The organism is Planomonospora sp. ID91781 (assembly GCF_015711595.1).
Taxonomy (GTDB): Bacteria; Actinomycetota; Actinomycetes; order Streptosporangiales; family Streptosporangiaceae; genus Planomonospora; species Planomonospora parontospora.
Genome location: NZ_JABTEY010000001.1, coordinates 3,160,275 through 3,183,857 on the forward strand (window position 1 = coordinate 3,160,275; position 23,583 = coordinate 3,183,857).

The following is a 23,583-nucleotide window of genomic DNA, read 5'->3' on the forward strand; positions in this document are numbered from 1 at the left end:
CTTAATGGATGCCATAGATGGTCACGAAAAGGCCGATCCAGACCACGTCGACGAAGTGCCAGTAGTAGGACACGACGATCGCGCTGGTCGCCTGCTCACGGGTGAAGCGCTTCGCGGCGTACGTGCGTCCCAGCATGAACAGGAACGCGATCAGTCCACCGGTCACGTGGAGGCCGTGGAAGCCCGTGGTCAGGTAGAACACCGAGTCGTACGCGCTGTGCGACAGGGTGTGACCCTCGTGGACCAGCTGGCTGTACTCGTACAGCTGACCGGCGACGAAGACGGCGCCCATCAGGAAGCTGACGATGTACCAGAAGCGCAGCTTGGCGACCTGGCCCTTCTCGGCGGCCCACACGCCCAGCTGGCAGGTCACACTCGACAGGACCAGGATGATCGTGTTGGCCAACGCGAACGGGACGTTGAGGTGGGCCTCGGGCCAGGGCAGGCCCTGGCCGAGGCTCACCGACCGGATGGTGAAGTACATCGCGAACAGCGCCGCGAAGAACATGAGCTCGGAGGACAGCCAGACGATCGTCCCGACGCTGACCAGGTCAGGTCTGTTGGACGAGTGTGCTGTCGTCGTCGTTGAGATTGCGGATGCTGTCGCCACGGGCAGCATTATTGCGGCTCCCCTGGTCGGGTCGCCGCACGGCCCCCCGGTAGGGGGGGTAAACGTCCCTTTAATCGGGACGTAAGGGGCAATCCGCGCCCTGTTGTCTCCGGTCTGGGTCTCCGGGCGGGCCGACCGGTAGCATCCCAGGTGACCATACATCGACAAGGGATAGTGAGCGCGACCTTGAGCACCGACGACAAGATGAGGGTCCTCGTCTACAGCGACGACGCAAGCACCCGGCAGAGGGTGCGCGAGGCGATCGGCCGCCGCCCCGCCGCCGACGTGCCCCTCGTGGAGATCGTGGAGTGCGCCACCCACGCGAAGGTCGTCCAGCACTTCGACTCGGGCGTCATCGACGTCGCGGTGCTCGACGGCGAGGCCAAGCCGGCCGGTGGCATGGGCGTCGCCCGGCAGGCCAAGGACGAGGTCCACGACTGCCCGCCGATCTGCCTGCTGATCGCCCGCCGCGACGACCGCTGGCTGGCCGAGTGGTCGCGCGCCGAGGCCGTCGTGCCCCAGCCGATCGACCCCGTGGTGCTGGCCGACACCGTCGCCGACCTGATGCGCCGCCGGCTCTCCACCCGCCTGCCCGCGCACTAGGAGACAGCCGGGTCAGGAGAGACCCGGGCGACGCCCGGGAGAAACGGAGAGGCCGTCGCGGCCGCCCCCGACCGGGTCGGCCCGGTCAGGCCCGCCCGGTTCTCCGCCGCAACCCCGACCGCCGTTGCACGACCGGTAGACCACTCTGGAGACCCTCATGGACGCGCGCACCACCTGGCCCGCGCTGCTGTCGGCCCTGCTCGCGGGTGAGCACCTGACGGCGGACGAGACCGCCTGGGCGATGAAAGAGATCATGTCCGGTTCGGCGACCCCCGCGCAGATCGCCGGTTTCGCCGTGGCGCTGCGCGCCAAGGGCGAGACGGTCTCGGAGGTGACCGGCATGGCCCGCACGATGCTGGAGCTGGCCACCCCGCTCTCGGTCGAGGGCCCCGTCGTGGACATCGTCGGCACCGGCGGGGACCAGGCGCACACGGTGAACGTCTCCACCATGGCGGCGATCGTGGCCGCCGCGGCCGGCGCTCGGGTGGTCAAGCACGGCAACCGGGCGGCCTCCTCCTCCTGCGGAGCCGCCGACGTGCTGGAGCATCTCGGCGTCGTGCTCGACCTGGCCCCGGCGGACACCGCCAGGGTCGCCGCCGAGGCGGGCATCGCCTTCTGCTTCGCGCCGGTCTACCACCCCGCGTTCCGTTTCACCGGCCCGCCGCGGAAAGAGCTCGGCGTGCCGACGGTCTTCAACTTCCTCGGCCCGCTGACCAACCCGGCCCGCCCGGCCGCCCAGGCGATCGGGGTCTACGACGCCCGCATGCTCCCGGTCGTGGCCGGGGTCTTCGCCGAGCGGGGCGTGTCCGCCCTGGTCTTCCGGGGCGACGACGGACTTGACGAGCTCACCATCGCCACCACCTCCACGGTCTGGATCGTCCGGGACGGCGTCGCCACGCAGACCGTCTTCGACCCGGCCGTGCTCGGCATCCCCCGGGCCGGGGCGGACGCGCTGCGCGGCGGGGACGTGGCCTTCAACGCGCAGGCCGTGCACGACCTCCTCGGCGGCAGGACCGGGCCGGTGCGCGACGCGGTGCTGCTCAACGCCGCCGCCGCGCTGGTCGCGCTGGACGGTGCGGGCGACGACCTGGACGCCGCGATGGCCGCGGCCCACACCCGGGCCGCCGAGGCCGTGGACTCCGGAGCAGCCGCCGCCGCCCTCGCCCGCTGGATCGAGGTCAGCGGGTCCCTGCGGCCGGGCCGGTGACGGCGGGGCCGCGACCCTGACGGGCGCCGGAGGGCACTCACCTCGGGGGAGGACGGGGCATCCGTCTGCGAGGGGACGCGGGACCTCCGGCGGAGGCCGTACATTGCCCGTCATGCTCCGTGCCGACCTGCCGATCTCCGTCTCCCCGTGGCCCGTACCCGGGATCTCCGCGCCCGGGGGGACCCGGTGAGCTGGCTCCTGCCCCTGTCCCTGTCCGCGGTGGCCGTCCTCGCCGCGGCGGCGGCGTGGCTCGCCCGCGACCGTCGGCGTCTGGCCCGGCGGCTCCGGGACGAGCAGGCCGAGCGGGCCGGGCAGCGGGACGCCCTGGCCCGCGCCGCCCTGACCCGGGAGCGGGCGCGCATCGCCCACGAACTGCACGACGTGGTCGCCCACGGGGTCAGCATGATGACGCTCGGCGTCGGCGCGGGACGAATGATCATGGACAAGGACCCGGTCCGGGCCCGGGAGACGCTCTGGGCGGCCGAGGAGTCCGGCCGCCAGGCGCTCACCGAGCTGCAGCGCGCGCTGGGACTGCTGCGCGCCGAGGGCGCCGAGGGCGGGGCGCGGACCAGGGCGCCCCAGCCCCGGCTGGCCGACCTCGCCGACCTGCTGGCCCGGGTGCGCACCGAGGGGCTCTCGGTGGACGTGGTCGAGGACGGCAGGCCCGTCGAGATCGGCCCGGCCCTGGAGCTGTCGGCCTACCGGATCGTCCAGGAGGCGCTGGGCAACACGCTGCGGCACACCGGGGCCCGGTCGGCCTGCGTGACGCTGCGCTGGCGGCCGGGCTTCCTGGACCTCCTGGTCCGCGACGACGGGCGGGCCGGCCCCGGGGCGGGCACGGGGACCGCGGACACCGCGGGACCGGCCCTGGTCGGGATCAGGGAGCGCGTCACGCTGTTCGGCGGGACGCTGGAGACCGTGTCCCTGGAGGAGGGCGGGTCCGAGCTCCGGGCCCGGCTGCCCACGGCGGACGCCCGGGCGACCTACCCGCCCTGGGAGGCGGTCAGTCCGCCTCGTTGAGGCCGATGGAGAAGGCCGCCTCGAGGTCGTGCCGGGAGTAGGCGCGGAAGGCGATGTGCGTCTCGGTGTGCAGCACCCCGTCCACCTTGTTGATCCGGCCGGGGACGACCTCGGCGATCTCCTCGTATGCCGCGACGCGGACCATGACCAGCAGGTCGTATTCGCCGGTGATGGAGTAGACCTCGCTCACCCCGTCGATCTCGGCGATCGTCTGGGCGACCTCGGGGATCCGGTCCACCTCGGCGTTGATGTGCACGATCGCGGTGACCACGAGCTTCCTCCTCGTTGAGTACGGCTTGTCTGGTGCCGAAGTTATCAGCGCAGCGGCCGGCCCTCGCGCCGCCGGTGCGATTCCCCCTGCCCCGGACCGGCCCGGTAGGCCCGCTCGAGCCGCGCCAGCAGGCGGGCCGACCCGGTGATCGGCAGGCTCCACCCGGCACCGGTCCCGCTCGCGGTTCCAGCCCGGTCGCTCGCCGTTCCAGTCGGGTCGTTCGCCGCCCCGTCCCGGTCGCCCCCCGCCTCCTCGCCGTCGCCCCCCGTCCCGCTCTCCGCCGGCTCCCCCGCGGGGTCTCCGGCTCCGCCCTCGATCCGGACCAGCCGCACGCCCGGTCCCTCCAGCCAGCGCAGCACGCACTCGGTCTCCTCCGCGCCGGCCGCGGGGGTGGGCCCGGGACCGGGCACGACGGTCTCGGCGGTGGCCGTCAGCGCGTCCACGAACGGCGCCGGATGGGCGCCTGCGGGCATCACCCCGGCCGAGGCCAGGCGGCCGTACCGGACGACGTGGATCTCCCAGCCGCGGTCCGCGGCGGGGGCGGCGGCCACCAGCTGCGGGATCGAGGTCAGCGACCGGAGCCGCTGCATGCGGGCCGAGGCGCGGACGTAGGCGGTGAGCCGGTCGCGGTCGGCGGCGGCCTCCTCGTAGCGCTCCTCCAGGGCCAGCCGGGCCATCCTCGCCTCGACCGCGACGAAGACCGGGGCGGCGTCCACCTCCATGGCCCGGCGGGCGGCCGCGGCGTGCCGGCCGTACTCCTCGGGGCTCTGCCGGCCCTCGCACGGCGCGCCGCACCTGCCGATCCCGGCCAGCGCGCACGCGGGACGGCCCCTGCGCGGGGAGAGCCGCTCGGTGCACTGGCGCAGCGGCACCGCCTCGTGCAGCGCGGTGCGGGCGTCGTCGGCGGCGCGGACGCTGGTGAACGGGCCCAGGTAGGCGGCCCGGTCGTCCTTGACCTCCCGGACGATCGACAGGCGGGGGAAGGGCTCGTCGGTGAGCTTGAGCCAGACGACCTTCTCCGGGAAGCGGGACCTGCGGTTGTAGCGGGGCTTGGCCGCGCCGATCAGCCGCAGCTCCCGCACCTCGGCCTCCAGCGGGGTCGCGCAGACGATCGGCCGGACCCGTGCGGCGATGCCGACCATCTCCCGGATCCGGGGGCGGGTCTCGCTCGCGGTGAAGTAGCTCCGCACCCGGGTGCGGAGGTTGACGCTCTTGCCGACGTAGAGCGCGTCGCCGCGCTCGTCCTCGAAGACGTAGACGCCCGGCGCGGCGGGGACCGCCTCGGCCAGGTGCCGTTTGCGGCGCTGCTCCGGCGTGGGCGCGCGGGTGAAGCCCTTGAGCTCCTCCAGGGTGTGTACGCCGAAGGAGCCCGCCCGCTCGATGAGCGCATGCAGCACGTCCACCGTGGCGCGGGCGTCGGAGAGGGCGCGGTGGCAGGGCTCGGTCGAGCTGAAGAGCCGGGCCAGCGTGGCCAGCTTGCAGTTGGGCGCCTCGTCGCGGGTCAGCAGTCTGCGGGCGAGGGTGACGGTGTCGACGACGGGATGGGCGGGCGGGGGGTATCCGAAGGCGGCGCAGGCGGCCTTGACGAACCCGACGTCGAAGCCCGCGTTGTGCGCCACCAGGGTGGAGCCCGCGGCGAACTCCAGGAAGGAGGGGAGCACGGACTCGATCCGGGGGGCCTGCGCGACCATGGCGTCGGTGATGCCGGTCAGCACCGAGATGAACGGCGGGATCGGCGTCCCGGGGTGGACCAGGGTGGCGAACTCGCCCAGCACCTGCCCGCCCCGGACCTTGACGGCGCCGATCTCGGTGATCGCGTGCTCGCCCGCCGAGACGCCCGTGGTCTCCAGGTCGAAGACCACGAAGGTGATCTGGCTGAGCGGGGTGCCCAGCTCGTCCAGCGTTCCCTGCACGGCATGTTCCACGGTCACGACCATAGGAGCCGCGACCGACATTCGGCGCCGGCGGTCCCGGCCGGAGAGCGGACCCGGTGGCTCGGAGAGCGGACCCCGCCCGCCCGGAGAGCGGTCCCGGTGGCCCGCCCGGAGAGCGGCCGGAAGCGGGCACGGCATCGACTTTGGTCGGTTCCGGGACGCTTCCTCCGGTCGTAATGTCATGACATGTGACCGAGCACGTGCTGGAGTACCGGTGGTTGCTGCCCGCGACCCTGCAGGACGCCCCGGAGGGGAGGCGGTCGGCGGTCCGGCGCTCGACCCGCGACTGGATCGTGGACATCGCCGTCTTCCTGCTCTCCGCCGGGCTGGGGCTGATCACGGCGGACGAGGTGCACGGCCTGGTCGGCGCCACCGAACCGATCCGTGCGATCGACCAGGTGGTGGGCGCGCTCGCGTGCGTCGCCGTGTGGCTGCGCCGGCGCTGGCCGGTGGGGCTCGCCCTCGTGCTCACCCTCGTCTCGACCGTCTCCAACATGGCGAGCGTGCCCGCCCTGGTGGCGCTGTTCACGGTGGTGGTGCACCGGCCGTTCCGCCCCATGGCGCTGGTGGTGGGGGTGAACCTGCTGACGCTCCCGGTCTACCTGCAGCTGTGGCCCGACCCCACGATGCCCTACGCCATGGAGGCGCTGGTGTCGGTGCTGGTCCTGCTGGTCGTGGTGGGCTGGGGGATGTTCGTGCGGGCGCGCCGGCAGCTCGTGCTCTCCCTGCGCGACCGGGCGGAGCGGGCCGAGGTGGAGGCGGCGTTCCAGGTGACGCGGGCCAGGCGGCTGGAGCGCGAGAGGATCGCCCGCGAGATGCACGACGTGCTCGCCCACCGGCTCTCCCTGCTCAGCGTGCACGCGGGTGCGCTGGAGTACCGGCCGGACATGCCGCCGCGGGACGTGGCCAGGGCGGCGGAGGTGATCCGCTCGGGCGCGCACCAGGCGCTCCAGGACCTGCGCGAGGTCATCGGCGTGCTCCGGCTCGGCTCCGGGGATCCGGAGGACGGCGGCGGCTCCGCGACCGCCGGGGAGGCCACGTCCGACCGGCCGGACCGGCCCCAGCCGACCCTGGCGACCCTGGCGGACCTGGTGGAGGAGTCCCGGCTGGCGGGCACGGAGGTGGAGTTCGACCTGCGGGTCGGCGACCCGTCCGGCGTCCCCGCGGGGCTCGGCCGCAACGCCTACCGGATCGTGCAGGAGGGGCTGACCAACGCGCGCAAGCACGCCGCCGCCGCGCCGGTGGAGCTCACCGTGGCGGGCGGGCCCGGCGAGGGGCTCACCGTCGAGGTCGTCAATCCCGTGACGGGCGGCCGGTCCGTGCCGGGCAGCGGCACCGGGCTGATCGGGCTCACCGAGCGCGCCGAACTCATGGGAGGCCGCCTGGAGTACGGCCCGGCGCCCGACGGCCGGTTCCGGCTCGGCGCGTGGCTGCCGTGGCCGGAATGAGCGGGGCGAGCGGTGTGGAGCAGCATGGGGATGCGGTTGATATGAGCGGTACCGATGGGACGGACGCCATCGGCGGCACGGACGGCACGGACGGCACGGACGGCACGGACGGTCCTCGCGGTGCCGGCGGTGTCAGGAGCCGTGTGGGCGGTGTGGGCGGTGTGGGCGGTGCTGAGGGTGTCAGGAGCGGTGTGGGCGGTGCTGAGGGTGTCAGGAGCGGTGTGGGCGGTGTGGGCGGTGTCAGGAGCGGTACGGGCGGCCCGGGGGACGTGAGCGGCGGGGAGGCGCCGCCGCGCCCGGTGATCCGGGTGCTGATCGTGGACGACGACGCCCTCGTCCGGGCGGGGCTCGCGATGATCCTCGGCGGTTCCGGCGACATCGCCGTCGTGGGGGAGGGGGCGGACGGGGACGAGGTGCCGGGCCTGGTGGCCCGGCACCGGCCCGACGTGGTGCTGATGGACATCCGCATGCCCAGGGTGGACGGCCTGACCGCGACCGAGCGGCTGCGCGCCGCCGCTCCGGCGCCCGAGGTGGTCGTCCTGACGACGTTCCACGCCGACGCCCAGGTGCTGCGGGCGCTGCGGGCCGGAGCGGCCGGGTTCCTGCTCAAGGACATCCCGCCCGCGGACCTGGTGGCCGCGATCCGCCGGGTCGGGGCGGGCGAGCCCATCCTTTCGCCCGCGGTGACCCGCCAGCTCATCGCGCACGTCGCCGACGACGGCGCCGGCGCGCGCCGCGAGCGGGCGCTGGGGCTGTTGTCCGGTCTCAGCGACCGGGAGCGGGAGGTCGCGCTCGCGGTCGGCAGGGGGAGGTCGAACGCGGAGATCGCCGCCGAGCTGTACATGAGCGTGGCGACGGTCAAGGCCCACGTCTCCCGGATCCTGGCCAAGCTGGGGCTGAACAACCGGGTCCAGATCGCGCTGACCGTCCAGGACGCCGGGCACCTCGGCTAGCCGGTCCCCGCCGTGCCGTACGGCGGGGTCCCTCGCCGTACGGAAGCCGCGGCCGGTGTCCCACCGTGTCGGGGGCGGGGTGGGAGGGCCGTACCCTTGACGGATAGACCGATCCGAGTAGGGGCCGTTGATGAGTTCAGCCGGAGAGGGCCTGTCTCGTCCGCTGCCCGAGCAGGTCCGCACGCACGTCGTGGACCTGGCGTCCCAGGTCCTGGGATCCATGCCCGCCGCCGCGGTGCCGCCGCCGCTGCGCAACATCGCCAGGTTCGAGCCGCGCAAGCGCGCCCGGCTGGGCAGCACGCCGATCGCGGCGCAGCTGGAGACGGACAAGGAGTTCCGGGAGGCCGTCGCCGAGGTCCTGGCGGCGAGTCTGCCCGAGCTGGTCGCCGGGCTGGCGGAGGGCGCCGTCCCCCCGGCCGCCGAGCCCGTCCTGGTCGCCGCCGCGGCCTATCTGACCAGGCCGCCCGGCTGGGTGGAGATGGTGGAGACCGCCCGCGCCGATCTGGAGCGCTCGGCGGCCGTCGCGGAGGGTTCGGCGCAGGAGCAGGCGGTCACCCGGCTGCGCGAGCAGCTGGCCGCGCAGAAGACCGCGGCCAGGGAGGAGTCCGAGCGGCTGCGCGAGCAGCTCAAGGCCGCCCGGGCGGAGGTCTCCGATCTGCGCCACAAGCTGCACGCGGCCCGGGAGCGGGCCAGGGCGGCCGAGGCGCACGCCGCCGCGATGGAGGAGGCCGCGCAGGAGGCCAGGGCCGCCGCCGCGTCGGCGGGCAGCGCGGGGGAGAGCGAGCTGCGCCGCCTGCGGGAGCGCCTGTCCGACTCCGAGCGGCAGCTGGAGGCCGCCCGCCGGGCCGCCCGCGAAGGCCGCAGCGAGGAGGACACCAAGGTCCGCGTGCTGCTCGACGCGCTCGCGGACGCCGCGGCCGGGCTGCGCAGGGAGCTGGCGCTGCCCTCGGGCATCAACCGGCCGGCCGACTCGGTCGCCTCGGTCGCCCCCGGCAGGCCGGGGGTCCGGGCGGTGCCCGCCCGGGCGCTCGCCGACGACGACCCCGCCCTGCTCGACCAGCTGCTCGCGCTGCCGCAGATCCATCTGATCGTGGACGGCTACAACGTGACCAAGACCGGTTACGGCACCCTCACCCTGGCCGACCAGCGCAACCGTCTGCTGACCGGGCTCGGCGCGCTGTACGCGCAGACCCGCACCGAGCTGACCTGCGTCTTCGACGGCGCCGAGCTGGACGGGCCGGTCCCGGTGTCGGCGCCGCGAGGGGTCCGGGTGCTGTTCAGCGCGCCGGGGCAGATCGCCGACGACCTGATCCGCCAGCTGGTCCGCGCCGAGCCCGTCGGGCGGGCGCTCGCGGTGGTCTCCTCCGACCGCGAGGTGGCCGAGTCGGTCCGCCGCATGGGGGCGCGTCCGGTGCCCGCCGCACTGCTCCTGAAGCGCCTCGGACGCGCCTGAGCCCTCCGCGGCCGCTCGTCGTCTCCGCCGGGCCGGGTGCCCGGCGAGAGCGGGAAGGCGGGGAAGCGGGCGAAAAGGTGAGCTGGACCTTACTGGTTCTGTACTATTCGCCCCAGGTCTTTACGGCGGGAGGGCGTAGTAGTGGCCGTGGCGGGTATGCCGAAGTGTTATGGGCGGGTGCCCGTGGCGGCCGGACTGGCTCTCGTGGCGTTCCTGCTGCCGGCGTTGCCGGCCGGTGACGCGCTCGCCGAGCCGAAGCCGACGATCGCCGAGGCCAAGAAGAAGCTGGAGAAGCTCAACGACCAGGCCGACAAGATCGTCGAGAAGTACAACCAGGCCGGCGAGAAGTGGAAGAAGGCCCGCACGCGCTACCGGACGCTCAACGGCGCCCTGGAGAAGCAGAGCGCGAAGGTCGCCGGTCTGCGCCGGGAACTGGTCGCGATGGCCGTCAGCGGCTACCAGGCGGGCACGGTGACCGGCTGGGAGAGCCTCATCACCCGGCCCGACCCGAGCGACCTGCTGAGCGGCCTGGCCGCGGTGGACCAGATGTCGGCCCTGCGCGCCCAGTCCCTCAACGCCTTCGACGAGGCCACCAAGACCCTGCGGACCGACCGGGACAAGGCCAAGACCGCCCTGGCCGAGGCCGACGAGTACCGCGACGAGCTGGCCGAGCAGAAGGCCAAGGCCGACAAGATGGTCAAGGCCCAGATCAAGCTCCTGCGCGAGCTCGGCGCCTACCGGGCGGGCGACCCGAACAGCCCCGGCATCACCTACACCGGCTCCGCCTCGGGGAGCGCCCGCAAGGCGCTCCAGTTCGCCTTCGCCCAGGTCGGCAAGCCGTACCAGTACGGCGGCACGGGACCCGGCGGCTGGGACTGCTCCGGCCTGCTCCAGGCCGCCTGGCGCGCCGGGGGCGTCAGCCTCCCGCGGACGACCTGGGAGCAGTGGAGCTGGGGTGCGAGCCGCAGGGTCTCCCTGGACGACCTCCAGCCCGGGGACCTCATCTTCAGCGAGGGCCTGGGACACGTGAGCATGTACGTCGGCGGCGGCCAGATCGTCCACGCCCCGCAGACCGGCGACGTCGTGAAGGTCGTCGACCTGTCGGCGTACGGCCGCCGCCTGGTGGGCGCGGTCCGTCCCTGACGCCGCCCCCGCTCCCGTCTCGGAAGCAGTCCTCCGCCCCGTCCCTGACGCCGCCCCCGCCCCGCCCTGCCCCGTCTCGGTCCCCGTCCGCGCCGCCCGAGCCCGCGAGCCCCGCGCTCGCGGGCTCTTCCGTGTCAGGACAAGATCATTACTCCTGTTACTGGAGTTACGGGAGTGACAACGTTCAGGCAGCGGATCTCCAAATGTGACGAGGGTCATATCGCGGTGGTGGACTCGCCGTTATCCAGCGGTTATGAAAAGAGGGAAGAGGCTCCCCGATCTTCGGACGGGGCAGCGTCTTTGCCGATGTTTGGGGATCGGGGTAACTTCTGGCGTCGCGACGAGCAAGCCATGCCGTCGCAGTGCACCGGCCTCTCGGGCTGTGTCCAGATGAATAATCCAAGCGGTCACGCGAAGCACCTACACCGTCGTGACCTGCCGAATCCATGCAGCCATGAGGCATGGAACCGGGGAACCAAAGGCATGCTCCCATTGCCAGGGGTGAATCGGCACGCCGTTGTGCCGTAGGGCGTCTTCCCTGCCCGAATCCGTCAGCTAACCCGGTAGGCATCAGTGGAAGTCCCAAGGAGAAATCCTGTCTACCACCCTGCAGAACCCCTGTTCGTCGCGCCTTTTTCGCCTTTCCGTGGGCGGTTTCGCGCTCACTCTGACCGCGTCGGCCGGTGCGGTCGGAATGAATTCCGCGCAGGCGCGGGCGGCGACGAACGGCGCGACCGCGGTACAGGCCGGAGCCGTCGCGGTCACCCGGATGAGCGGCGCCCCCCTCACCGGGGCGAGCGCCAAGGCGGTCACCAGGCTGAGCAAGGCCGCGCGGCAGAAGGCGAAGGCGGCCAAGGCCGTCTCGGTGGCCAAGCGGCAGGTCGGCGCCCCCTACCGCTGGGGCGGGACCGGTCCCCGTGCGTTCGACTGCTCGGGCCTGGCGCAGTACTCCTGGCGCAAGGCGGGGGTACGGCTCCCGCGGATCACGCACAGCCAGTACCGCGCCGTCAGGAAGAAGGTCTCGTGGCGCAGCCTGCGCCCCGGTGACCTGCTCTTCTTCTACGGCAAGGGCCACGTCGGCATCTACGTCGGCAAGGGAAGGATGGTCCACGCGCCGAGCAGCGGCAGGACGGTCCGGATCGTGAAACTGAAGCACTACTACCGCTCCTCCTTCGCCGGAGCGGTCCGCCCCGGCGGCTGACCGGGCCGTCCGGCGGCGGGCGTGCCGCCGGAAGGCGCAGGTGCCGAGCGGCCCCGCCCGTCCCCGTGACGGGCGGGGCCGCTCAGCGTCCGGTACGGGGACCGCTCCGTGCCCGGCGCCCGGGCGGATCCGCCGGCCCGCGTCGCGTAGCATCGGCGCACATGTCCGTCCCCCAGGGGCGCCGCGCCGTACTCGCCGGGATGCTGGCGCTCACGGGCGCCGCGCTGGCCGCGTCCGCGCCGCTCCCGGCCGTCCCGTGGCCGGGAGCCGTCGTGGTCCGCGGGCAGGGCTCGGTCGTCGTCGGGGACCGCGCCGTCGCCGGTCTGCTGGCGGACCTCGCCGCCCGGGCCGACCGCGCCCGCCGCAGGATCGCCGCGATCTGGGGGCCCGTCCGCCCGGTGGTCCTGTTCCCGGAGACCGACGCGCAGGCCGCGGTGCTCGCGGGCGCCGCCGGGGTCGCGGCCACGCGCGGGCTGGCCGCGCTGGCCACCGCGGACCGGGTGGTCGTCCTGCCGGGCGGCTACGCGCGGCTCAGCGAGGTCGGCAGGGACGTGGTCCTCACCCACGAGCTCGTCCACGTGGCCACCGGCGCGACCCGGGGCGGCCGGGTGCCGATGTGGCTGTCGGAGGGGTTCGCCGACTACGTCGGCTACGCGGGCACGGGGCTGGACGTCCGCCGGGTCGCCGCGGAGCTGGCCCGGGAGGTGCGGGCGGGCGTGCTGCCGGACCGGCTGCCCGGTCCGGGGGACTTCGCCCCCGGCGGGGCGCGGCTCCCGCAGGTCTACGAGGAGGCCTGGCTCGCCTGCCGCTACGTCGCCGCACGTTTCGGCGAGCGGGCCCTCGTGAGGCTCTACGGTAGCGATGTCGGGACCACGCTCGGCCTGACCGCGGCGGAGTTCACCGCGGGCTGGCGCGACCACCTCCGGAAGGAACTCGCATGACGTCGAGCACCGCGCGGGCGTCCGGCGCCCGGCCCGGGAGCCCGCGGGCGGCGGGGTGGGCGCTGGCCGCCCTCGGCGCGGTCACCCTGGGGGTCGTGGCGCTCAGCACGCCGTGGCGGGCGCTGCCCGCGGCGGCGCCGCGGGTGGAGCCGGATCCGGCCCGCGACTTCACCGCCGGTCAGATCGCCCGGTCCCAGGCGTTCGACGCCGTGGTGGGCCCGCCCGCCTACCTGTCGCTCGGCCTGACCCTGGTGGCGGCCGGGCTGCTGGTGGCCACCCCGCTGGGCGCGCGGCTGCTGGAGCGGCTTCCGGGGGGACGGTGGTGGCTGCGGGTGCTGCTCGGCGTGCTCGCCGTCACGGTGGCGGTGGAGCTCGTGCGCTGGCCGTTCGGGATGTGGCAGGAGGTCCACCTGCGGGACTACGGCCTGTCCACCCAGGACTGGCCGTCGTGGACCGCCGACCGGCTCAAGAACATCGGGATCAGGACCGCGCTCACCGCGGTCATGGTGCTGGCCGTCGTCGCGCTGGCGCGGCGCTTCGCGCGCTGGTGGATCCCCGCCGCGCTGGGCGCCTTCACGCTGACCGTGACCGTCTCCTTCGCCTATCCGGTGCTGGTGGAGCCGGTCTTCAACGACTTCTCGCCGATGGCCGCCGGGCCGCTCCGCGACGACCTGCTCGCCATGGCCGAGCGCGACGGCGTGCCGGTCGAGGACGTGCTCGTCGCCGACGCCTCCCGCCGGACCACCGCGCTCAACGCCTACGTCTCCGGATTCGGCGCGACCCGCAGGATCGTGGTCTACGACACGCTGCTGCGGGCCCCGGCCGGGGAGGTCGAGCTGGTCGTGGCGCACGAGCTGGGCCACGCCGCCACCGGGGACGTGCTGTACGGCACGCTGGTCGGCGCGCTGGGCGCGGCCTGCGGGGCGTGCCTGCTGTACCTCGTCGCCTCGTCGGGCCCGGTGCGCCGGCGCACCGGGGTCGCCTCGCTCGCCGACCCGCGGGCCGCCGGTCTGGTCATGGGGCTGCTGAGCCTGGCCACCGTGCTCTCCGGGCCGGTGCAGAACGCGGTCAGCAGGCAGATCGAGGCCAGGGCCGACGTGCACGCGCTGAACCTGACGCGGGACCCGGCCACGTTCGCGGCCATGCAGAAGCGGCTGGCCGTGGCCAATATTTCTGATTTATCACCAGATGTCGTTGAATATGTTCTTTATGCCTCCCACCCCGCCATTCCGGAGCGGATCGCCGCGGCGCGCTCCTGGGCCGCGCTGAACGGCCTGCCGGAGCCGTGAAGCGCACGCTGATCGTCACCAACGACTTCCCGCCCCGCCCCGGCGGCATCCAGTCGTTCGTGCACGGGCTCGCCGTCCGAATGCCCCCGGGCTCGGTGGTCGTCTACGCCCCCCGCTGGGCCGGGTGCGAGGCGTTCGACGCGCGCCAGCCGTACCCCGTCGTGCGCCACCCCACCTCGCTGATGCTCCCGACCCCGCCGGTGGCCCGCCGGGCCGCCGGCCTGCTCGCCGAGCACAAGTGCGACACGGCGGTGTTCGGGGCGGCGGCCCCGCTCGGCCTGCTCGCGCCGCGGCTCCGGACGGCGGGGGCGGAGCGCGTCGTGATGCTGACCCACGGCCACGAGGCGTCCTGGGCCCGCGTCCCGGCGGCCCGGCGGCTGCTGGCCGCGATCGGCGGCCACGCCGACGCGGTCACCTACCTGGGCGAGTACACCCGGCGGCTGCTCGCCGCGGTGATCCCGGAGGAGAAGCTGGTACGGCTCGCGCCGGGGGTGGACACCGGCGTGTTCTCCCCGGGGGCGGAGCCGTCCGGGAAGGGCTCCGCGCTCCGGTCGTGGTGCGCCGCCGGGCCGGTGGTGGTCTGCGTCTCCCGGCTGGTGCCGCGCAAGGGCCAGGACACGCTGCTCCGCGCCTGGCCCCGGGTGCTGCGGGCGGTGCCGGACGCCCGGCTGCTGCTGGTCGGCGGCGGGCCGTACCGGGGGAGCCTGGAACGGCTGGCCGGCCGCCTGGGCCTGCGCGACTCGGTCCGGCTGACCGGGTCCGTGGCCGCCGAGGACCTGCCCGGCTACTTCGCCCTGGGGGACGTGTTCGCGATGCCCTGCCGCACCCGGCTGGGCGGCATCGACGTCGAGGGGCTCGGCATCGTCTACCTGGAGGCGTCGGCCAGCGGGCTGCCGGTGCTGGCGGGCTCCTCGGGCGGGGCGCCCGACGCGGTGCTGCACGGTGAGACCGGCCTCGTCGTGGACGGCGGCTCGGCCGGGGCGGTGGCGGCCGCGCTGGTGGAGCTGCTCGGCGATCCGGCCCGCGCCCGGGCGATGGGGGAGCGCGGGCGCGAGTGGGCCGGCCGGGAGTGGAGCTGGGACCTGGTGGCGTCCCGGTTCCTCCGGATCCTGGACCCGGGCCTCTGAAGGACGCGGCCGGAACCGGGTGCCCGGACCGGGTGCGATCCCGGAACGGGCGGGGCGGGGCGGACCGATGCCCGCCCCGCCCGGATGCCGGACCCGGCCGCCCGGAGCGCGGCCGCCCCGGTCCCGCGGCTCCGCGGGCTCAGCCGTACAGCTCGTCGACCTGCTTGGCGAAGTCGCGCATCACGACGTTGCGCTTGATCGACTGCTTCGGCGTGACGTGCCCGGTCTCCTCGCTGAGCTCGATGTCGAGGATCGTGAACTTCCTGATCTGCTCGGCCTTGGAGACCGACCGGTTGGCGTCGTCGACGGCCTTCTGCACCTCGGCGACGATCACCGGGTCGGTGCTGAGCTCGGCCAGCGTGGCCCCCTCCCGGCCGTTGGCGGCCTTCCACGGCTCCAGCGCCTCGGGGTCGAGGGTGACCAGCGCGGCGACGAACGGCCTGTCGTCGCCGACCACCAGCGCCTGGCTGACCAGGGGGTGGGCGCGGATGCGGTCCTCCAGCGGGGCGGGGGCGACGTTCTTGCCCGCCGCGGTGACGAGGATCTCCTTCTTGCGGCCGGTGATGCGCACGTAGCCCTCGGCGTCGAGCTCGCCGATGTCGCCGGTGTGGAACCAGCCGTCGGCGTCGATCGCCTCGGCGGTGGCCTCGTCGTTCTTCCAGTAGCCCTTGAAGATGTGGCGGCCCCTGACGAGGATCTCGCCGTCGTCGGCGATGCCGACGGTGACGCCGGGGAACGGCTTGCCGACGGTGCCGATCTTGTTGGCGCCGGGCATGTTGACCGTGGAGGGCGCGGAGGTCTCGGTCAGGCCCCAGCCCTCCAGGACCTCGATGCCCACGCCCCGGAAGAAGTGGCCGAGCCGCTCGCCCAGGGCCGAGCCGCCGGTCACGGCGGTGCGCAGGTTGCCGCCGGTGGCGGCGCGCAGCTTGCCGTAGACCAGCTTGTCGAACAGGGCGTGCTTGAGCCTGAGGCCGAGTCCGGCGCCGCCGGAGGACTCCGCCCGGCTCCACGCGATGGCCGTGCCCGCCGCGGCGTGGAAGATCTTGGCCTTGCCCTCGGCCGTGGCCTTCTGCTCGGCGCCGTTGTAGACCTTCTCGAACACGCGCGGCACGCCGAGCAGGAACGTGGGCTTGAACGCCTGCAGGTCGGGGGCGACGTTCTTCATGTTCGGGGTGTGCCCCATGACCGTGCCGGTCTCGATGAGCACGAGCTGGATGACGCGGGCGAACACGTGTGCGAGCGGCAGGAAGAGCAGCACGGAGCGGTTCTCCACGGTGAACAGTCGCTCCAGCGGGCCGTGGGCCACGTTCCGCGCGGTGAACAGCAGGTTGTCGTGGGTCAGCCGGCAGCCCTTGGGCAGGCCGGTGGTGCCGGAGGTGTAGACGATCGTGGCCAGGTCGGCGATGCCGCGCCCGCTCCTGCGCTCCTCCAGCGTCTCGTCGGAGACCCCGGCGCCGGCCGCGGTCAGCTCGGCGACGGCCCCGCCGCCCGCACCGCCCTCGATGCGCCAGACGTGCTCCAGCCCGCCGAGCTCGGGGAGGACCTCGCGGACGGTCTCCTCGTGGGACTCCAGCTCCACGAAGATCGCCTTGGCGCCGCTGTCGGAGACGATCCACTTCACCTGCTCGGCGGAGGACGTCTCGTAGACCGGCACGCCGACCGCGCCGGCGGACCAGATCGCGTAGTCGATCACGGTCCACTCGTAGCGGGTGCGCGACATCAGGGCCACCCGGTCGCCCGGCTCGACGCCCGCGGCGATCAGACCCTTGGCCACGGCGGCGACCTGGTCGCGGAACTCCCCGGCGGTGACGGCGACCCAGTCCTCGCCGACCTTCCGGCGCAGGACGACGGCGCCCGGTTCCCGCTCGGCGCGCTGGAACACCGTGTCGGTCAGGTTGGCGGAAGAGGGGACGTCCACCAGCACGGGAACGCTGTACTCGCGCACGGGTCACTCCTGAATACGCACGGATCGAGATGGGTCAACAGGAAGTTATCGCGATAAGTTACGCGTGGGTAGTTTCGTCACCCAGGCGTTACGAAGGGCGATTTCACGCTATCAGCCTCCTCCTGTGGGACCCCCTGAAGCGGCCGCCGCCCGAGGCGTCGCATCCTATTTGTTACTTATGTCGGAATTCGAGGCAGAAGGCCCGGACGCCGACTGGCTAGGATGTCCGCCATGCGGGTTCATGTCGTCAGCGATGTGCACGGAAGGGCCGACGCCCTGGCCCGCGCGGGGGACGGCGCCGACGCGCTGGTCTGCCTGGGGGACCTGATCCTCTTCGTCGACTACGACGACCACTCCCAGGGCATCTTCGCCGAGCTCTTCGGCGCGGAGCGGGCCGCCGAGTTCATCGCGCTGCGCACCGCCAAGCGGTTCGACGAGGCCCGCGCCATGTCCGCCGGGCTCTGGGCGTCGCTGGACGGCGACCCGCGCGACCACATCGAGCGCTCCGTCCGCCGCCAGTACGGCGAGCTCTTCGCCGCGATGCCCGTCCCGGCCTATCTCACCCCCGGCAACGTGGACCTGCCGCGCTACTGGCCGGAGTACGCCCGCCCGGGCCACCGCGTGCTGGACGGGGAGACCGCCGAGATCGGCGGCCTGCGGTTCGGTTTCGTCGGGGGCGGGCTGCGCACGCCGTACCGGACGCCGAACGAGATCGACGACGAGGAGTTCGCCCGCAAGGTCGAGGCGGTCGGCGAGGTGGACGTGCTCTGCTGCCACATCCCTCCGGCGGTCCCCGAGCTCCTCTACGACGTCGTCGCCCGCCGCTTCGAGCGGGGCAGCGAGGCGACCCTGGAGGCGATCAGGCGGACCCGGCCGCGCTACGCCCTCTTCGGCCACGTGCACCAGCCCCTGGCGAGCCGGGTGCGGATCGGCCGGACCGAGTGCGTCAACGTGGGCCACTTCCGGGGCACCGGGACGCCCTTCGCGCTGGAGTGGTGAGGCCGGAGCGGTGAGATCGCCGGGCTGAGGCGGGCGCGGGGGGAGCGGTAGTACGGTAACCCCATGGCTGATCGCACGACCTCGAGCATCACGATCGGCGCGGACCGGTCGACCATCATGACGGTGATCGCCGACTTCGGCGCCTACCCCGAGTGGGCGGGGCAGGTGAAGTCCGCGCAGGTCCTGTCCACCGGGCCGGACGGCCGCCCGGAGCGGGTCAGGTTCGTCCTGGACGCGGGCGTGATCAGTGACGAGTACTCCCTCGCCTACACCTGGCACGGCGACGAGTCCGTCGACTGGACCGTCGCCGAGGGCGGGAAGATGGTCTCCGGCCTCACCGGCAGCTACCGCCTGGCCGAGACGGGCGGCGGCACCGAGGTGACCTACGAGCTCGCCGTGGACCTCAAGGTCCCGATGATCGGCATGATCAAGCGGAAGGCGGAGAAGGTCATCATCGACACCGCCCTGAAGGGGCTGAAGAAGCGCGTCGAGAGCGCATGACGCGGGTCCTGCTCTTCACGGGCAAGGGCGGGGTCGGCAAGACGACCGCGGCGGCGGCCACCGCCGTCCTCGCGGCCAGGTCCGGCCTCAAGACGCTGGTGGTCTCCACCGACACCGCGCACTCGCTGGCCGACGCGCTCGGGGTGACCGCCGCCGCCGAGCCCTCCGAGATCGAACCCTGCCTCTACCTGCACCAGGTCGACACGCAGCGGTCGCTGGAGCGCCAGTGGGGCGAGCTGCGCGACTACGCCCGCGGGGTCTTCGCCGAGCTGGGCCTCGACGCGGTCACCGCCGAGGAGATCACGGTGCTGCCCGGCGCGGAGGAGGTCATCGCCCTGCTGGAGCTGCGCGAGCAGGCCGCGACCGGGCGCTGGGACGTGATCGTCGTCGACTGCGCGCCCACCGCCGAGACGCTCCGGCTGCTCGCCCTGCCCGAGGCCCTCGACTGGCACGTCAACCGGCTGCTCCCGGTCGGCAGGCGGCTGCTGCGCACGCTCTCCCCGCTGGTGCGCCGGGTGGCGATGGTCAGCGTCCCGGACGACCACGTGGTCGGCGCGGGCGAGCGCCTGCACCGGGCGCTGATGGAGGTCCGCGAGCTGCTCACCGGCCCGGACGCCAGCGTCCGGCTGGTGCTCACCCCCGAGGCCGTGGTGCTCGCCGAGGCCCGCCGCACGCTCACCTCCCTCAGCCTGTACGGCTACCGCGTCGACGCCGCGATCGCCAACCGCGTCTTCCCCGCCGAGGGGGCCGACCCGTGGCGGGAGCGGTGGGTGGCCGCCCAGACCAGGCACCTGGCCGAGGTGGCGGAGTCCTTCGCGCCGCTGCCCGTGCACACCGTCCCCTACCTGGACGCCGAGCCCGTCGGCCCGGACGCGCTGGCCCGCGTCGCCGAGGCCATGTACGGCCGGGCCGATCCCTTCGCCCCGCCCGGAGGGGAGCCGCCGCTGCGGATCACCGCCGAGGGCGAGCTCCTGCTGGCCCTGCCGCTCGCCGAGAAGGGCGAGGTGGACCTGGCCAGGAAGGGCGACGAGCTGATCGTCACCGTGGGCCCCTACCGCAGGGTCCTGGCCCTGCCCGCGGCACTGGCCCGCAGGGGCGTGCGGGACGCCGCGCTCTCGGACGGCCGTCTGCGGGTACGGTTCCAATCGGGAGGGCCAGATGACTGAGAACACCGGAAACACCAGCAACCCGGACGGCGTGAGCGATCAGACCGGCCGGCACGACCGGAACGGCCGCGACGCCGGGAGCGAGGGGAGAGCGGACCGCGGGAGCGGCGGCGCCGGGGACACCGCCGGGACGGCGGGCTCCGGCGCCCCCCGGGGCGGCGGGGGCGACCCGCTCGGGAACGCGGCCGAGGAGGCGCTCAAGCTCTTCGACGCGCTCCAGCGCAAGGCCGCGCGGGAACTGCGCAAGAACCTGGTCAAGGGCACGATGACCGGGTTCGGCAGCGCGTTCTCCGGAGGCGGCCGCGGCGCCAGGGACGTGTGGGAGGAGGCGGTCTCCGACCACGATGAGGAGTACATCTGCCGCGCCTGCCCCGTCTGCCGCGCCATGGCGGCGCAGCGCGAGTCCGGCGGCCAGGTGACCGACCACCTGGTGCAGGCCGGCTCCGAGCTCTTCGCCGCGTTCAAGTCGGCCGTCGACGCGCTGAACAGGCCCTCGGCCGCGCAGCGGGCGCGGGAGCGTGAGGCCTCGCGGGAGGACACCCCCGTGGAGCACATCGACCTGGGGTGAGCCCAGAGGGAAAGGGTGAGAGATGGCGCTGACCATCGGCGTTGACATCGGCGGCACCAAGATCGCGGCGGGCGTCGTGGACGACGGCGGGCGGATCGTCGCGCAGTCTCTGCGGCCCACTCCGGCCGACAACCCCGAACGCGTCGCGGACACCATCGCCGACGCGGTGGCGGAGCTGGCGAAGGACCGGGAGGTCGAGGCCGTCGGTCTCGGCGCCGCCGGGTTCATCGACGAGACCCGCTCGCTGGTACGGTTCGCGCCCAACCTCGCCTGGCGTGAGGAGCCGCTGCAGAAGAAGGTCTCCGACCTGATCGGCCTGCCCGTCGTGGTGGAGAACGACGCCAACGCGATGGCGTGGGCCGAGGCGAGGTTCGGCGCGGGCCGCGGGGAGAGCCACGTCGTGTGCGTGACCGTCGGCACCGGCATCGGCGGCGGCATGGTGCTGGACGGCGCCCTCTACCGGGGCCGCTGGGGCATGGGCGCCGAGTTCGGGCACATGCAGGTGGTCCCCGAGGGGCGCCTGTGCGGCTGCGGCAACCTCGGCTGCTGGGAGCAGTACGCCAGCGGCAACGCGCTGGTCACCGAGGCCAGGCTGATCGCGGAGGCCGACCCGGCGCGGGCGGCCCGGCTGCTGGAGATCGCCGGGGGCGGCCCCGCCGACATCGAGGGCCCCGAGATCACCGACGCCGCCCGCGAAGGCGATCCGGCGGCGCTGGCCGCGTTCTCCTCGATGGCAGAGTGGCTCGGCCGGGGACTGAGCGACCTCGCCGCGGTGCTCGACCCCGGCTGCTTCATCCTCGGCGGCGGCGTCTCGCGCGCCGCCGACCTCTGGATCGACCAGGTCCGCGACTCCTTCGGCCGCCACCTGACCGGCCGGGGCCACCGCCCCCTGGCCGACATCCGCCTGGCCGAGCTCGGCGCCTCCGCCGGCCTCGTCGGCGCCGCCGACCTCGCCCGCCGGCGCTGACCGGCAGGCGCCGGCCGGAGGCATCGACCGGCAGGCGTCGATCGGAGTCGCCGGCCGGAGGAGGTGACCGGAAGGCGCCCGCGGGCGGCCGGAGGCGCTGGCACGGGGTCCCCGCCGCGGTTACGCTGACGTTCCCGTCGGCGCGAGGTCACCTGCGAGGTCACCGTGGTGCTCAGGGTCGCCAGCTACAACGTGCGTTCCATGCGCGACGACGTCGCGGCGCTGGGGCGGGTGGTCGCCGCCCTCCGCGCCGACGTGCTCTGCGTGCAGGAGGCGCCCCGCTTCCTGTGCTGGCGCTGCAGACGGCGGCGCCTGGCCGCCTTCGGCGGCCTGCGGGTCGCCGCGGGGCTGCGGGCGGGGGGCCTGGCCGTGCTGACCGGACCGGGCGTCCGGCTGCTGCACGGCGAGGGCCGCCTGCTGAGACACTTCCCCGGTCTGGAACGGCGGGCGATCGCGATCGCCGTCGTGGAGGCGGAGGGCGCCCGGGTGGCCGTCGGCTGCGTCCACCTGGACCTCGACCAGGAGGCCCGGCTGCACCACGCCGGCGAGGCGCTGGACCTGGTCGAGGAGGTGGCCGGCCGGTTCGGCGCGCTGCCCGTGCTCGCGGGGGACATCAACGAGCAGGCGCACCAGCCCGCCTGGCGGCACCTGACCGGGCGGCTGGCCGACTGCTACGCCGTCTCGCCCCGCGGCGACGGCCTCACCTTCCCCGCCCGGAACCCGGGCAAGCGCATCGACGCGGTCTTCGCGGTGGCGGGCGTCTCCGTGGTCTCCTGCGGCGGGATCGAGGCCGACCCCGCCGACCTGGCCGCCGCCACCGACCACCTGCCGGTGGTCGCCGAGCTGGACTGCGCCCGGTCCTCCCACGGGCGCGACCCCCGCGGCTGAACGCGCCCGCGGCCGAACGTGCCCGCAGCCGAACATGCCTGCGGGGGCCGCACCGTCCGCTCAGGACGTGCCGGACAGGGGCGGGGCAGGGCGTCCCCGCCGGGGCGCGTACCGCGGGAAGCGGCCGGGGGTGCGGCCGAGGACGGGGAGCCGCACACATGGAGCGGGCATCACCCGTACCATTTGGTGCATGACCCGTCGCCTTCCGCGGCGTGCCCTGGCGCTGTGCGCGGGAGGCCTGCTTCTGCCCTTCCTCCACACGCCGGCCGCGCACGCCGATCCCGTCCGCCCGCCCGCGGCGGAGGCCTGGCAGGCACCGGCGACCGCCCGGCTGAGCAGTGACGGATCCCTGTCCGACGTCGCCGGGCTCTCCGCCGGGAACGTGTGGGCGGTGGGCCAGCAGAGCGTGTGGGACGTCTGGCAGAGCCGGGGGGCCATCACTCACTGGAACGGCCGGACCTGGACCGAGGTCCCCATCCGCAACGACCCCACCGGGGCCGGGCTCCTGCGCTCGGTCGCGGCGGCGTCGGCGACCGAGCTGTGGGCGGTGGGGGAGGGGCACGACGGCCTGCCGTACCTCGCCAGGGGGGACGGCTCGGCCTTCGACCGGGTCACCGTCGACACCCTGCACGTGGGCGACTGGCTGGGCGGGGTGGCGGCCGTCACGGACCGGGTGGTCGCCGTGGGACGCCGCGCCAGGCAGCCGCTGATCGTCACCGGTTCGGGCGGGAAGTGGACGCTCACCGCCGCCGAAGGGCGCGGCACGCTGTACGGCGTCGCGGTGACCGCCAAGGGGGACGGCTGGGCGGTCGGCGACACCGGCGGCAAACCGCTGATCATGAGGTCGTCCGGCGGGCAGTGGAAGTCCTTCCCCGCTCCGGACATCCCCGGCGGCTACCTGCGTGACGTCCACCTCAACGGGTCCAGGCGCGCACTGGCCGTCGGCGGCGTCTACCGCGACTCGGGGCAGGTCGTCCCGCTGGTCCTGTCCTGGAACGGCAAGAAGTGGTCCAGGGTGGACCTGCCCGACCAGGACGTGCGGCTGTACGGCGTGACCGGCGACCGCAAGAACCGCTTCTGGATCTCCGGAGTCGACCTGACGCGTCCGGGGGAGGCGTTCCTGCTCCGCTACGACGGCCGCAGGGTCAAGACGCTGCACGGCGCTCCGCCCTCGGCCCCCCGGACGATCAGGCTCCAGTCGGCGGCCTACCTGCCCGGCACGGGCACGATCTGGACCGTCGGCCACGTGGTGGACGGCAACGGGCGCTACACCGACGTGATCGAGCGCTTCGCGACGAAGAGCCCGGCCGGCCAGGGAGACTCCGCCCGGTCCAGGTCGTGAGGCCCGG

The 23,583-nt window shown here is 74.1% G+C and carries 22 protein-coding genes and 1 riboswitch; of the genes, 18 read left to right on the forward strand and 4 right to left on the reverse strand.

Annotated features, from left to right (window positions below):
- Window position 1: 1 nt before the first annotated feature.
- Window positions 2-619 (reverse strand): heme-copper oxidase subunit III, encoded by a 618-nt coding sequence (locus tag HS048_RS14350; RefSeq protein ID WP_084007943.1) that lies wholly within the window; start codon window positions 617-619, stop codon window positions 2-4.
- Between the two features lie 195 nt (window positions 620-814).
- Here HS048_RS14350 and HS048_RS14355 point away from each other — a divergent pair, with 195 nt between their 5' ends.
- The 3 genes from HS048_RS14355 (at window position 815) to HS048_RS14365 (ending at window position 3,440) form a co-directional block, all read left to right on the forward strand.
- The gene (locus HS048_RS14355; protein ID WP_068894476.1) at window positions 815-1,213 is read left to right on the forward strand and encodes a hypothetical protein; all 399 of its coding nucleotides are present in this window, start codon (window positions 815-817) and stop codon (window positions 1,211-1,213) included.
- A gap of 157 nt (window positions 1,214-1,370) precedes the next feature.
- A complete protein-coding gene (gene trpD / locus HS048_RS14360; RefSeq protein WP_084007942.1) occupies window positions 1,371-2,420 on the forward strand; it encodes an anthranilate phosphoribosyltransferase in 1,050 nt (349 codons plus the stop codon).
- Window positions 2,421-2,606: 186 nt separating this feature from the next.
- Window positions 2,607-3,440 carry a sensor histidine kinase gene (locus HS048_RS14365; RefSeq protein ID WP_196467211.1) on the forward strand — a complete coding sequence of 278 codons (834 nt, stop codon included), beginning with the start codon at window positions 2,607-2,609 and terminating at the stop codon, window positions 3,438-3,440.
- Here HS048_RS14365 and HS048_RS14370 read toward each other — a convergent pair.
- Complete coding sequence (locus HS048_RS14370) at window positions 3,424-3,711, reverse strand: Lrp/AsnC family transcriptional regulator (protein WP_068894257.1); 288 nt, start codon at window positions 3,709-3,711, stop codon at window positions 3,424-3,426. The genes HS048_RS14365 and HS048_RS14370 overlap by 17 nt on opposite strands.
- Window positions 3,712-3,755: 44 nt before the next feature.
- On the reverse strand, window positions 3,756-5,666 hold the full coding sequence (locus HS048_RS14375; RefSeq protein WP_374058763.1) for a DEDD exonuclease domain-containing protein: 1,911 nt from the start codon (window positions 5,664-5,666) through the stop codon (window positions 3,756-3,758).
- Window positions 5,667-5,833: 167 nt separating this feature from the next.
- Between HS048_RS14375 and HS048_RS14380 the strand changes: the two genes are divergently transcribed.
- The 8 genes from HS048_RS14380 (at window position 5,834) to HS048_RS14415 (ending at window position 15,200) form a co-directional block, all read left to right on the forward strand.
- Window positions 5,834-7,093: a histidine kinase gene (locus HS048_RS14380; protein ID WP_307832469.1), complete on the forward strand. Its 1,260-nt coding sequence runs from the start codon at window positions 5,834-5,836 to the stop codon at window positions 7,091-7,093.
- A 299-nt stretch (window positions 7,094-7,392) separates the two neighbouring features.
- Window positions 7,393-8,046, forward strand: a complete 654-nt coding sequence (locus tag HS048_RS14385; protein WP_068894474.1) for a response regulator transcription factor — start codon at window positions 7,393-7,395, stop codon at window positions 8,044-8,046.
- Window positions 8,047-8,176: 130 nt separating this feature from the next.
- The gene (locus tag HS048_RS14390; protein WP_196467212.1) at window positions 8,177-9,499 is read left to right on the forward strand and encodes an NYN domain-containing protein; all 1,323 of its coding nucleotides are present in this window, start codon (window positions 8,177-8,179) and stop codon (window positions 9,497-9,499) included.
- Between the two features lie 156 nt (window positions 9,500-9,655).
- The gene (locus HS048_RS14395; RefSeq protein WP_068894255.1) at window positions 9,656-10,642 is read left to right on the forward strand and encodes a C40 family peptidase; all 987 of its coding nucleotides are present in this window, start codon (window positions 9,656-9,658) and stop codon (window positions 10,640-10,642) included.
- Window positions 10,643-11,068: 426 nt separating this feature from the next.
- Window positions 11,069-11,227, forward strand: a riboswitch (cyclic di-AMP (ydaO/yuaA leader).
- Between the two features lie 109 nt (window positions 11,228-11,336).
- Window positions 11,337-11,843 carry a C40 family peptidase gene (locus HS048_RS14400; RefSeq protein ID WP_068894473.1) on the forward strand — a complete coding sequence of 169 codons (507 nt, stop codon included), beginning with the start codon at window positions 11,337-11,339 and terminating at the stop codon, window positions 11,841-11,843.
- A 161-nt stretch (window positions 11,844-12,004) separates the two neighbouring features.
- Complete coding sequence (locus tag HS048_RS14405; RefSeq protein ID WP_196467213.1) at window positions 12,005-12,784, forward strand: hypothetical protein; 780 nt, start codon at window positions 12,005-12,007, stop codon at window positions 12,782-12,784.
- Window positions 12,781-14,073: a M48 family metallopeptidase gene (locus HS048_RS14410; protein WP_196467214.1), complete on the forward strand. Its 1,293-nt coding sequence runs from the start codon at window positions 12,781-12,783 to the stop codon at window positions 14,071-14,073. The genes HS048_RS14405 and HS048_RS14410 overlap by 4 nt, the downstream gene beginning before the upstream one ends.
- The gene (locus tag HS048_RS14415) at window positions 14,070-15,200 is read left to right on the forward strand and encodes a glycosyltransferase family 4 protein (protein ID WP_196467215.1); all 1,131 of its coding nucleotides are present in this window, start codon (window positions 14,070-14,072) and stop codon (window positions 15,198-15,200) included. Before HS048_RS14410 ends, HS048_RS14415 begins: the two co-directional genes overlap by 4 nt.
- A 139-nt stretch (window positions 15,201-15,339) precedes the next feature.
- On the opposite strand, the gene HS048_RS14420 is transcribed toward HS048_RS14415, so the two are convergent.
- Window positions 15,340-17,145, reverse strand: coding sequence for a long-chain fatty acid--CoA ligase (locus HS048_RS14420; RefSeq protein WP_196467216.1), 1,806 nt, complete (start codon window positions 17,143-17,145; stop codon window positions 15,340-15,342).
- 231 nt (window positions 17,146-17,376) lie between these two features.
- Here HS048_RS14420 and HS048_RS14425 point away from each other — a divergent pair, with 231 nt between their 5' ends.
- The 7 genes from HS048_RS14425 to HS048_RS14455 all read left to right on the forward strand — a co-directional run bounded on the left by HS048_RS14425 (window position 17,377) and on the right by HS048_RS14455 (window position 23,576).
- Window positions 17,377-18,144 (forward strand): metallophosphoesterase, encoded by a 768-nt coding sequence (locus HS048_RS14425; protein WP_084007938.1) that lies wholly within the window; start codon window positions 17,377-17,379, stop codon window positions 18,142-18,144.
- Window positions 18,145-18,207: 63 nt separating this feature from the next.
- Window positions 18,208-18,645, forward strand: coding sequence for an SRPBCC family protein (locus tag HS048_RS14430; protein WP_068894249.1), 438 nt, complete (start codon window positions 18,208-18,210; stop codon window positions 18,643-18,645).
- On the forward strand, window positions 18,642-19,811 hold the full coding sequence (locus HS048_RS14435) for an ArsA family ATPase (RefSeq protein ID WP_068894248.1): 1,170 nt from the start codon (window positions 18,642-18,644) through the stop codon (window positions 19,809-19,811). Before HS048_RS14430 ends, HS048_RS14435 begins: the two co-directional genes overlap by 4 nt.
- Complete coding sequence (locus HS048_RS14440; RefSeq protein WP_196467217.1) at window positions 19,804-20,379, forward strand: DUF5304 family protein; 576 nt, start codon at window positions 19,804-19,806, stop codon at window positions 20,377-20,379. Before HS048_RS14435 ends, HS048_RS14440 begins: the two co-directional genes overlap by 8 nt.
- Before the next feature lie 22 nt (window positions 20,380-20,401).
- Window positions 20,402-21,346 carry an ROK family glucokinase gene (locus HS048_RS14445; RefSeq protein WP_191893131.1) on the forward strand — a complete coding sequence of 315 codons (945 nt, stop codon included), beginning with the start codon at window positions 20,402-20,404 and terminating at the stop codon, window positions 21,344-21,346.
- A gap of 168 nt (window positions 21,347-21,514) precedes the next feature.
- On the forward strand, window positions 21,515-22,234 hold the full coding sequence (locus HS048_RS14450) for an endonuclease/exonuclease/phosphatase family protein (protein WP_307832470.1): 720 nt from the start codon (window positions 21,515-21,517) through the stop codon (window positions 22,232-22,234).
- A 190-nt stretch (window positions 22,235-22,424) separates the two neighbouring features.
- Entirely contained in the window at window positions 22,425-23,576 is a 1,152-nt protein-coding gene (locus HS048_RS14455) for a hypothetical protein (RefSeq protein WP_196467218.1), read from the forward strand.
- The last annotated feature ends 7 nt before the right edge of the window (window positions 23,577-23,583 follow it).

What these genes read in the sequence shown, in the direction of transcription:
- HS048_RS14435 (WP_068894248.1), top strand. Translation starts at nt 18,642, where the DNA reads ATGACGCGGGTCCTGCTCTTCACGGGCAAGGGCGGGGTCGGCAAGACG.
- HS048_RS14455 (WP_196467218.1), top strand. Translation starts at nt 22,425, where the DNA reads ATGACCCGTCGCCTTCCGCGGCGTGCCCTGGCGCTGTGCGCGGGAGGC.
- HS048_RS14395 (WP_068894255.1), top strand. Translation starts at nt 9,656, where the DNA reads ATGCCGAAGTGTTATGGGCGGGTGCCCGTGGCGGCCGGACTGGCTCTC.
- HS048_RS14390 (WP_196467212.1), top strand. Translation starts at nt 8,177, where the DNA reads ATGAGTTCAGCCGGAGAGGGCCTGTCTCGTCCGCTGCCCGAGCAGGTC.
- HS048_RS14405 (WP_196467213.1), top strand. Translation starts at nt 12,005, where the DNA reads ATGTCCGTCCCCCAGGGGCGCCGCGCCGTACTCGCCGGGATGCTGGCG.
- HS048_RS14375 (WP_374058763.1), bottom strand. Translation starts at nt 5,666, where the DNA reads ATGTCGGTCGCGGCTCCTATGGTCGTGACCGTGGAACATGCCGTGCAG.
- HS048_RS14350 (WP_084007943.1), bottom strand. Translation starts at nt 619, where the DNA reads ATGCTGCCCGTGGCGACAGCATCCGCAATCTCAACGACGACGACAGCA.
- HS048_RS14440 (WP_196467217.1), top strand. Translation starts at nt 19,804, where the DNA reads ATGACTGAGAACACCGGAAACACCAGCAACCCGGACGGCGTGAGCGAT.
- HS048_RS14445 (WP_191893131.1), top strand. Translation starts at nt 20,402, where the DNA reads ATGGCGCTGACCATCGGCGTTGACATCGGCGGCACCAAGATCGCGGCG.
- HS048_RS14355 (WP_068894476.1), top strand. Translation starts at nt 815, where the DNA reads ATGAGGGTCCTCGTCTACAGCGACGACGCAAGCACCCGGCAGAGGGTG.
- HS048_RS14430 (WP_068894249.1), top strand. Translation starts at nt 18,208, where the DNA reads ATGGCTGATCGCACGACCTCGAGCATCACGATCGGCGCGGACCGGTCG.
- trpD (WP_084007942.1), top strand. Translation starts at nt 1,371, where the DNA reads ATGGACGCGCGCACCACCTGGCCCGCGCTGCTGTCGGCCCTGCTCGCG.
- HS048_RS14425 (WP_084007938.1), top strand. Translation starts at nt 17,377, where the DNA reads ATGCGGGTTCATGTCGTCAGCGATGTGCACGGAAGGGCCGACGCCCTG.
- HS048_RS14400 (WP_068894473.1), top strand. Translation starts at nt 11,337, where the DNA reads ATGAATTCCGCGCAGGCGCGGGCGGCGACGAACGGCGCGACCGCGGTA.
- HS048_RS14410 (WP_196467214.1), top strand. Translation starts at nt 12,781, where the DNA reads ATGACGTCGAGCACCGCGCGGGCGTCCGGCGCCCGGCCCGGGAGCCCG.